Raw genomic sequence first — 8969 nt, forward strand, 5'->3', positions numbered from 1 at the left:
GGTAAAGGGCTCCGAAGAGCCCATATGGTTACTGATAACTAATGGTATAGGTAGCAACTGCGTTAGCACTACCAGGGGTTATTGTGGCAGCAGTCTGGTAATAACGTGCATATAAGGGCACTGTTATCAATGCTGACGACAGTGGATAAGCTGCAACTCTGTATGGTGCTGCCAGTGCAACAGGTTGCTGACTTTCATTCAGAATCTGAACACCCACTCCGCTGGCAGTTGAGGTCGAGTTCAGAGAAACTACGCCGACATCCGATAGCCCATCAGCCGCATCCCCATCCAACTGCATCATAACGTCAAAGGTACCTGAAAGAAGTGCCTCACAGTTAAGCTGAAGATTAAAAGCGGTAGATGGGCTGGTTTGTCCAATACCGGAACCCAACCCACTGCTGGTATTCGCTGTGTAACTCCCTAATGACACCCTCGGGTTAACATCGCCTGCTGCTGAGCAGGTTTGATCCCTCACAGTGATGCCGCTTTTAATATATCTGACATAAAGTTTCAGGTCATTTCCTGGTACCAATGAGCCTACATCAAATACGTTGACATAGTCCGGAAGCAAATTGGGGCCAGCCATCGAGTTTGACGTCCGCACAATCTGAAAAGGCACATTCAATGTGACATCAGTATAAGCACCGACTGTACCGCCACTGGTTAACGCGTAAGTAGCGATCTTGTTGCCGGTAGGAATATTGGCAGCGTCGGTGGACATTTCACCACCGTAACCGGTATAAATGGTTAAGCCATAACCGAGTGCATCTTCAGCAATTGTTTTACGCTTTAAGTACACTTCTCCCGTTAAACCATCAAAAAACTGTTGCAGATTATCCAGGGCACATTTGAACGTGACTGTTAAATTGCCACTATAAACGACCGTGCCCACCGGAACAGCTGCCGAAATATTTATCCCCAGTGAGCGGAAATCTAATACCGCATCAGAAAGAGATTTTTTGCACGTCAGTGTGACATCATCTGCCGCGTTCGCATTAATTGGTGCTAGCATGACGAAACCAGATACCATAATCATGATGCTGACTATTCTGGTCAGTGTCCTTCTAAAGTTAATAAACATCATAATGTCACCCGATTAACCCTGATTATCTTTGTTCATTTCGCCGTTAGACACGTAGCGAACAGGTTTTGATTGATCGCTGCTGCATGTTGTTGTGAGCCTTGCAAGGGTGTTGTTTTCACTGGAATTAACAATACCGGACTCCAGGTTAACCAGACACTTATCACTGGCTTCTTTACCCCAGGAAATATGCAGGCGGCTGACATCTTTATTTAACCTCACATAAATCTGACCACCCTGTGAAACAGTGGTGATAAGGTTACCGTCTTCATCATTAACCGTTGCACCAAATGGCAAGGCATTTCCGTTCGGCTGATTAGCCCGAATTAACAGTGGCTTTCCTTTGCTGGTTTTATAATCAAGTCTGACGACTGCACCCTCAACAGGAATAACGCGCTGCTGAGTTGATTCAAGCTCAACATCCAGTGGAATTCCTTTTGGGTCGATGGCCAGTTCGTTTATCCGGTACGGGTTAAGGTTTGGCACAATAGCTTTGCCGCTGCCGTTTAACACAATATTGGGATATCCAAGTACACGCGCGCCCTCTGCATCTTCTGCGGTAACAACAGCATAAGTCGTAGACTGATAAGCGCTGAAATTAATGCTATCAGGTAAAGCGACTACCGCACCGCTGATACCACCCGAGGCAGAATAATAGTTTTCCCCTTTAGTATAAGACGCCGTCAGCATACTGTAGGGCGAACGGTACTGCCCACTAACTGAACCGGACTTCTCATTATCAGTATCGCGCGCTATTCCAACGTTATAGTTATATTGGTCATGTTCACCCAGAACACCATTAACTGCTGTTTGTGCATTCACACCTTGTTTATTATGTGTCGCACTTCCGGTTACATAACTTTGACTATCGCTACCAATTGGCACCGAGAAGTCGAGTGACAGTTGAGTGTCATGCCCGCCGGTTGAATATAATAATCGGTTTGCTGATAAAGTATAGGAGACCCGACCAATTGTATTATTGTAACCCAGCTGAAATTGCGTATTTGTTCCGGCAGAATCCCAGTAATTCTGAACGAAACCAGTAAGATAGATATTCCCATATGACTCCCCAAAATTTTGGCTTGCCGTCATAGAAAAACGTTGTTTGGGGCGCGAAAGATAATTTGACGAACTGTTTTTATGATTTTTTTTATAATAGTTATTGATTTGTAATGCATTATCAAAACTGTAATAACCGGATGATGAGAAGCGGTAAGCCGCCAGAGTAAAATTCGTGTTAGTCTGAGAAACCTTCTTACTATAAGTTGCCCGATAACTTACACCTTGCTTTTTCTCATCACCATATTTTGTCTGAGCCCCAGTAATATCCAGTGAGATCGCACCAACAGGTAAACCAAATGCACCTCCCAACAGCACAGAGGTGTAGTTATCTGATCCCAGAATACCTGAGTAACCGGTCAGACTATTGCTAAAACCATGCTGAATAGTGCCCTGATAGACCGAAGGTGTATAAACCATATTGTCTTTTCGGGATACACCACCGGTCAGACTATAAAAAGTCATGCCCGGACGTTTCAGACGCGTCATCGCTGCGTAAGGAACTGAGAAACGGGTCTCACCGCCGTCAGCTTCTTTCACGGTCACGTCTAAATCACCACCGTAGCCTGTAGGATAGAGATCGGTGATATTAAAAGGGCCTGGTGAGACCGTCGTTTCATAAATTTTGTTGCCATTTTGCGATACAGTTACCTGAGCGTTGGTTCGGGCTACGCCGCGGATTTCTGGTGCATAGCCTCGCTGAGAGTCTGGCCACATCTGGTCAACTGTAGATATTTGCGCACCACGAAAAGAAAGCGTATCGAAAATTTCGCCACTGGTATTGCCTTCACCTAATAACAGCCGTGATTTTATTTGCGGAATATCACGCTGGACATAGGTGTTAATTGCATCGTAATGATGATACTCGTTGTTTTTTTGACGTTGCCAGCTGAGAGAACCATCGTGACGGAACATCCATCCGCCAAGATTAAAGCCCGCCAGCGCACGGCCATAAAATGAGTCATATGCCTGACCGTGATTTACAGAGCGATAATAGTTAGTGTTATAGGTTAGCGTAAGTGCTGTTTCACCCTTATCCCAGAATTCTGGCGCAACGTAGCCGCGCGCAGATCGCAACAGATAAATTTGCGGAATTGAGATATCCATCTGCATATCGGCAGAATTGATAGCTGCATGACTCTCTTTAACTACCTCCTCCAGCGCCATACACTGTTTACCAGAGCGCAAATCTTCAGCTTGTCCCGGGCTAAAAACTGTGTCCTTAAGTGACAAGCTTTTGACCAGATCATAGGAAAGGCACGCTTTGGTTCCCGCCCCTTCACGAATGACCTGAACATTTTCCCGACCAATCTGACGACCATTCAGGAAAATATCCAGCGTATAAGTACCAGGATCAATAGGGTTACCGGTTGCATAGCGGGCCACATCAACTTTAACGCCCGGTAAATTCTTCACAAATGATTCGTCAAAATCATACGAATTTTCTGCAAATGCGGCGCCTGTTGATGCAGTTAAAAAAAGTGCTAGAAAAGATCGGTAAAATATTTTTCCCGTTGGTTTATTATTTTTAATCATCCTTGCCATCATTATTACCCCTGATGAGTTACCAAAGTTACTGACTAATTTTGGCGTCTACATTGCGTGCAGCGCCATAATCATCCAGATATTGATAATGAAAGTTTGTTTTTATTTGATTTGCGTTCAATCCTTTTAGGGAGAAGCTTTTTGTTTCGCCTGGTGCAAGCATATCTCCCTTTTCACTGACTACTTTTCGCCCCGCGTTATCCTCGGCATTGATCTGTGAAACGTTGACGTAAAACGAAGAGTTATTTGTTGCTGTCAGCTGATTCGCTTTCTCCCCTTGATGCCAGATAAGACCCGACGCTGCTTCTGTGGCTTGCATCGCATCGAACCGGGCTGGGCGAAAGAAAATTTTGATGCGACTACGAATAGCCATTTGCAACTGATTTTGATTCGCAAGGCTTTTATCGCGAGGAGGGATGTCGAGTACGTTAAGCCAGAATACCGACTCTTTATCTTTGGGCAGGTTTGAACCGGTATAAACGATACGTAATGTCTGTCCTTTGTTAGCCTCCATACGGAAAACAGGCGGTAGCAAGACAAACGGTACGTTTATTTTATCCAGTGCTTCATCAGGATTTCCATTGTCAATCCAGGCCTGTACCAGCGCAGGTTGATTGCCATGGTTATCTAAGCGGACTGTGACTTCTTTTTCTGTTGCGGGGTAGATTACCCGGGTGCCGATAATCGTCACGCTGGCAAAAGCCGATGAGGTCACCGTAAAAGCCAGCAGACAGGAGATCAAAAATTTAAAACTTTTTTTTTTCATGATTTTGACAGAAATGATGATAGAGGAAGAGAGGTGGGAACAGATGCTCCCACCATAATCAATTACAGGTAATTGATTGAATAGTTCACAGCTGATAAGACGGTACCAGCAGTAGCTGCACCAGTTGCATAGTACTGAGCAGAATAGGTCAGAGTACCTGCACCAGCAGTCAGAGCGACAGTTTTTGGAGAGGTGGTCTGCTCAGTGCTACCCGCGTTCAACACGCCATTTCCGCTATCCAGCAGCTGCAGGTCAACATTCGTTGCAGTACCAGTATTGGTCAAACGACCATCAGCATTGACGTTGGCACCTTGTTCAAAGTAAGCGTACACGTCACCAGTCGTAGCTGAGCAATTGCTCAGCGCCATAGTGAAGCGAGTGTTACCTGCAGTCTGACCAGATGTGCTTAAAATACTACTTGCTACTTTAGGCAGTGTAACGGTTGCAGTGCTGCCGCCGCCGTTTACGCTTACAGTACAAGTCTGAGACGCAATATTTCCTGTGAAGTTAATGGTGCCATCTGAAGCTTCAGCAGCATTAACTTGAGCAGCAGCCAGCATCAGACCAAGAGCAACCATAGATAACTTTTTCATATACTTTCCTTTGTATAAAATAATTAATAACATCAATTAATGAACGATTTAATAATCGTTCACTTCCCTGGAGGATTCATTCCTCACAAGAGAATTAGAAAATCAGCAATCCAAATACGACTGCTGCTGCGACACCAACAATACCCATGCCAAAGGCAGACCCACTAACCGGGTTCGCTGCTGGAATGGAGTCTGGGCGCGTCCATTCAGTTTTCTCTTCTGAGCTTGCGCCTAGCTGCTTAAAGAAATCCAGGATCACCGAAGTTAATGAACCACCGCTAACGCCTTCGATTTCTTTATTGTTCAATTCACGCATGTTGTTTCCTTAAGCTGTAATTACAGATGCATTAGGATCAAACTGGTTTTCAACGACCGCGTTAAACCAGCCTGCCGTGCTATCCCAGCCATTCATAGCACCATATAAAGCACCATCAACAAGACCAAGGACTGCGCCGACAATCAGACCTACACCGGCAGAAACAATACCAACGCCTAACACGCCACCGGTGCTTCCGCCACTCATTCCCCATTTAAGACCAAAAGAACTAATACCCGTAACGGCACCGACAACTACAGCACCAATAAAGTCAAAAAAACCTGCTCCTGAAACGTTTTGCATTTCAAAAGATGTTAACTCTCTCATCGATATCTCCATGTATCATTTTTTCAATATTATTATTTATGCCGCTTCTAGCGAACGGCGCTATTAGAATGGGTGGTCATAAAAAATGAAATAGTAAAACATCCATAATTCTTCTTTTGTTATCGTAAGCAAGGATATGGCTATTATATTTTTACATAATATTAACTGCTGTTAGTATTCTGGAATTTTTTGAGCGTACATTATTCTTATGCGTGATTTAACCATTAAAAGCACTGCTTATGCCTGATGCTTAAAATTATCTGGCATCCGGAAAACGCATGCCATGAACGCGGTTCAGTGAAACTGATTCATCTATGAATAAGCTTGTGTATAAAGCCATGAGTTAATGATTTCACTTGCCTGAATGTGAAGTCATTTGAGAAGTGGAATTAAAAAGGGAAAAATCCCATTTGCCAGTTTCTGGTGCTTTAAGCTAATTAAATTATATTTATCAGGATAAAAAACTAAATATATAAAGATAATCAATTTAAGTATCTGTTCGATGGGTGCCGTGGTTTAATTCCTTCCATGCAATGCTGCCTGACAGCGTAACTTTAGTAAGGAGCATTAACATTGATGCCAATTTGATTTGTTTCTTTTCAGCCATGCTGGAAAATTGAGAGAGGTGTTTAAATGCGTGCTTTTAAAATAGCATGCTCATAACATCATCTTTCAAATGGTAATGGGAAATTCTTTTTTTAGGAAAAAAGTTATAACACTGCCCGTAAGGTGCTACAAAGTAGATTTATGTGCTAACTAAACAGCGTTTGAATGGTGTAAGATCTGGTTATTGTTTCTTTTATTGGCCTGAATGTCTTTATTTATTTGTATTTGCGGTTTTGAATTTTGTTGGGACGGTTTTATTATAGTGGAACCGATAAAGACTATTTTTAACTGCCCGAGTTATGGAGGCGAGCTCAGGTAAGCGAGTACACCAGGCGAAAGAGAAAGAGACTATAAAAAACTGATTTTACGAATTGTTGCTAATCACTGACCAATGCGTCAGTTAGATTGAGTTAATTAATATGTATAGAGTGACTGAAAATCATGAACGAATCATCGATGCATTAGCAGGATTTACGCAGATTGCTAATCCAGATGAAATTTCAAGAGGCAAGCGCCGTTATCATTTGACTAAAGATCATGTACGTCGCGTTATGTTCATTCTTGACGGCGATTTTTTACTTAAACTTAAAGGCGAGAATAAGGTTTTGAATATCTTATCCGCTCCGTTTGTTGTCGGCGTCACTCCAGCTTTAGACGAGCCGCCAGTCTATCTGGAACGAGTCGATTATGGAAAAGTCAGTTTCATTGACTATGACGTGTTCTGGCGATTGGTTTTTGAGAAAGATCTTTTTAATGACGCAATGTCTATTTTATCAGGACAGTATTCTGATCTGATGAATTACATTCAGTTACCAAAAAGTAACTCATATGATGAAGTTCTTTCTTTGATTGAAAGATGGAAAAAACTGCCGACTCATTTAAAGAAACGATTTTCAGCACTATATCTTATTGAAAATAGTTCTCATTTATCAAAAAGTTCCATTTGCAGAGTGCTCAAGGAACTAAAAGAGAAAGGCGAATTGGTACTGATTAACGGTAAGTTCACCTGAATATAATATTTGTCATCGTGAATTTTGTGATGCTGAAGGGAAAAAATGGATGTTAATGTGGTTTGTACGGATGACAATTACTTCTTCAGACTGGGCATATCAAAGGTAATTGAGGAGGCACTGCTATCTGATGCAGAAGTAAAATTTTTATCAGGTTTTGATAGTCATAACCTGCGGCAGGCTGACTTCATCCTGATCAATGTTTCGCAATGGCGTCTTTATATGTGTCAACCCGCTTATCGCGAGCGAAAGCCTGGCAGTATCATATTGGTATTTACCGATGATTTCGGAGAGAAAATTAAAAACCCGTTACCATTTTGTTATCAATCTTTGCTTGAAGTGTCAAAAAGGGATTCGGTACGTTTAATCACTGAGAAAATAACCAAGGCCTGGTTAAACACTCAGGGAAGAGTTATGGGATATCTGCCTTCAGACTGTTTACGGTGCGAATTTGCACGTATCACCGTGGTGCAACTTCAGGTGCTTAGTTTTTTGAAGAAAGGATACAGTGTAATCCAGACAGCAAAAAGGTTAGATTTGTCAGTTAAAACAATCTATGCACATAAATATAATGTGATGAGAAAGTTCGCTCTGAAAGGAGACAAAGAATTTAATGCATTTATCAATGATGTCTCGTTGCTTGAACTTTACAAAGGAGTTATCAATGTAAATGAGATTTAACGTTATCCAGAGGCGTAGGCTCACCCTTCTGCGCTGTTTAAATTTCCCATTTTTTATTTTTTAAGGAGTTGTCAACTCCTGTTCAACATCGGATATAAGGTGTTTTAAATATAGTGATTAAGCACCTTAAGGAGAGTTATATGGAAAATAATTCACGTTTAACATGCAAAGCATCGAATAGTCCCTTTAAATTTATGCAGGGAGCAATGCTGAGTATGGTTTTATTACTTACAGGCTACCTGTACTGCAATTATGTTGAGGCGGCGCCATTGCAGAACGCTCCTGCGCCATCGTTGTTTAAAGAAGTCAAAAATGACAAGGCGCCGGAGCAGATACGCGACCCGCGTGCGCACATTATTGTCTACCGTATTGATGAAAAAAATCCTGCCGCATCAAAACGCGTAGTTAACGTATTTGTTAATAATCAATACTATACGAGCGTAATGTCAGGTGATAGAGGGACTGAAATTAGTGTGTGTCCTGGCCAGAAAAAACTGGACGTTATGTTCAGCCAGCATGATTTTGTCCAGCCAGCAAAAATTGAAGTATCCACACCAGCGCTGAAATCAGGTGAGCGCTATTACTATCAGTTAGCGGTAAATGATCAGCAGAAAATCACGGCGCGTCTGGTGCCTGCAAAGGAAGCTGAATCTGTTTTAACCAGTCTCAAAGCACAATCACGTACGTTATCGCGTGTAGTAAATGAACGTTCTTGTTCTGAAGCGGGCGAGTCAAAACTATTGAATCACCCGGTGGCTTCTTCACTATTAAATTCTGACAGTAGTCATGCTCAGAGCAATGCTATGAAGATAGCTGATAAAAGCAGTAAAGCTCAGGGCGCTGCATACTCACTGCATTGATGCAATCTGGCACCATATTTTTTATTAATCAGTTCTGATAATGCCGTTCACTGACTCCAGAATCAAGAGTTGTGCTGGAAGCAATGTCAGGATTGCAGATTATCTCGTCATAAAATCACGGTTAT

At 42.4% G+C, this 8969-nt stretch carries 9 protein-coding genes; 3 read left to right on the forward strand and 6 right to left on the reverse strand.

Annotated features, from left to right (window positions below; genetic code table 11):
- Positions 1-28 precede the first annotated feature (28 nt).
- The 6 genes from ACMGGP_RS19260 to ACMGGP_RS19285 all read right to left on the reverse strand — a co-directional run bounded on the left by ACMGGP_RS19260 (position 29) and on the right by ACMGGP_RS19285 (position 5687).
- Complete coding sequence (locus ACMGGP_RS19260) at positions 29-1084, reverse strand: fimbrial protein (RefSeq protein WP_010256778.1); 1056 nt, start codon at positions 1082-1084, stop codon at positions 29-31.
- Positions 1085-1096: 12 nt separating this feature from the next.
- Positions 1097-3676 (reverse strand): fimbria/pilus outer membrane usher protein, encoded by a 2580-nt coding sequence (locus ACMGGP_RS19265; protein WP_498798735.1) that lies wholly within the window; start codon positions 3674-3676, stop codon positions 1097-1099.
- A 37-nt stretch (positions 3677-3713) separates the two neighbouring features.
- Positions 3714-4451, reverse strand: coding sequence for a fimbrial biogenesis chaperone (locus tag ACMGGP_RS19270; RefSeq protein ID WP_033759838.1), 738 nt, complete (start codon positions 4449-4451; stop codon positions 3714-3716).
- A 62-nt stretch (positions 4452-4513) separates the two neighbouring features.
- Entirely contained in the window at positions 4514-5044 is a 531-nt protein-coding gene (locus ACMGGP_RS19275) for a fimbrial protein (RefSeq protein ID WP_498798736.1), read from the reverse strand.
- A 94-nt stretch (positions 5045-5138) separates the two neighbouring features.
- Entirely contained in the window at positions 5139-5360 is a 222-nt protein-coding gene (locus tag ACMGGP_RS19280) for a hypothetical protein (protein ID WP_010256766.1), read from the reverse strand.
- Positions 5361-5369: 9 nt separating this feature from the next.
- Positions 5370-5687 (reverse strand): hypothetical protein, encoded by a 318-nt coding sequence (locus ACMGGP_RS19285; RefSeq protein WP_010256762.1) that lies wholly within the window; start codon positions 5685-5687, stop codon positions 5370-5372.
- Between the two features lie 1025 nt (positions 5688-6712).
- Between ACMGGP_RS19285 and ACMGGP_RS19290 the strand changes: the two genes are divergently transcribed.
- The 3 genes from ACMGGP_RS19290 to ACMGGP_RS19300 all read left to right on the forward strand — a co-directional run bounded on the left by ACMGGP_RS19290 (position 6713) and on the right by ACMGGP_RS19300 (position 8844).
- The gene (locus ACMGGP_RS19290) at positions 6713-7303 is read left to right on the forward strand and encodes a helix-turn-helix domain-containing protein (RefSeq protein ID WP_033770258.1); all 591 of its coding nucleotides are present in this window, start codon (positions 6713-6715) and stop codon (positions 7301-7303) included.
- A 45-nt stretch (positions 7304-7348) separates the two neighbouring features.
- Complete coding sequence (locus ACMGGP_RS19295) at positions 7349-7984, forward strand: helix-turn-helix transcriptional regulator (RefSeq protein ID WP_010256756.1); 636 nt, start codon at positions 7349-7351, stop codon at positions 7982-7984.
- A 140-nt stretch (positions 7985-8124) separates the two neighbouring features.
- Positions 8125-8844 (forward strand): hypothetical protein, encoded by a 720-nt coding sequence (locus ACMGGP_RS19300; RefSeq protein WP_124890764.1) that lies wholly within the window; start codon positions 8125-8127, stop codon positions 8842-8844.
- The last annotated feature ends 125 nt before the right edge of the window (positions 8845-8969 follow it).

It is taken from the genome of Curtobacterium sp. BNK-1, from assembly GCF_048685235.1.
Lineage (GTDB): Bacteria > Pseudomonadota > Gammaproteobacteria > Enterobacterales > Enterobacteriaceae > Pantoea > Pantoea agglomerans.

Coding starts and splice junctions, on each gene's coding strand:
- ACMGGP_RS19260 (WP_010256778.1), bottom strand. CDS start 1,084: ATGATGTTTATTAACTTTAGAAGGACACTGACCAGAATAGTCAGCATC.
- ACMGGP_RS19265 (WP_498798735.1), bottom strand. CDS start 3,676: ATGATTAAAAATAATAAACCAACGGGAAAAATATTTTACCGATCTTTT.
- ACMGGP_RS19270 (WP_033759838.1), bottom strand. CDS start 4,451: ATGAAAAAAAAAAGTTTTAAATTTTTGATCTCCTGTCTGCTGGCTTTT.
- ACMGGP_RS19275 (WP_498798736.1), bottom strand. CDS start 5,044: ATGAAAAAGTTATCTATGGTTGCTCTTGGTCTGATGCTGGCTGCTGCT.
- ACMGGP_RS19280 (WP_010256766.1), bottom strand. CDS start 5,360: ATGCGTGAATTGAACAATAAAGAAATCGAAGGCGTTAGCGGTGGTTCA.
- ACMGGP_RS19285 (WP_010256762.1), bottom strand. CDS start 5,687: ATGAGAGAGTTAACATCTTTTGAAATGCAAAACGTTTCAGGAGCAGGT.
- ACMGGP_RS19290 (WP_033770258.1), top strand. CDS start 6,713: ATGTATAGAGTGACTGAAAATCATGAACGAATCATCGATGCATTAGCA.
- ACMGGP_RS19295 (WP_010256756.1), top strand. CDS start 7,349: ATGGATGTTAATGTGGTTTGTACGGATGACAATTACTTCTTCAGACTG.
- ACMGGP_RS19300 (WP_124890764.1), top strand. CDS start 8,125: ATGGAAAATAATTCACGTTTAACATGCAAAGCATCGAATAGTCCCTTT.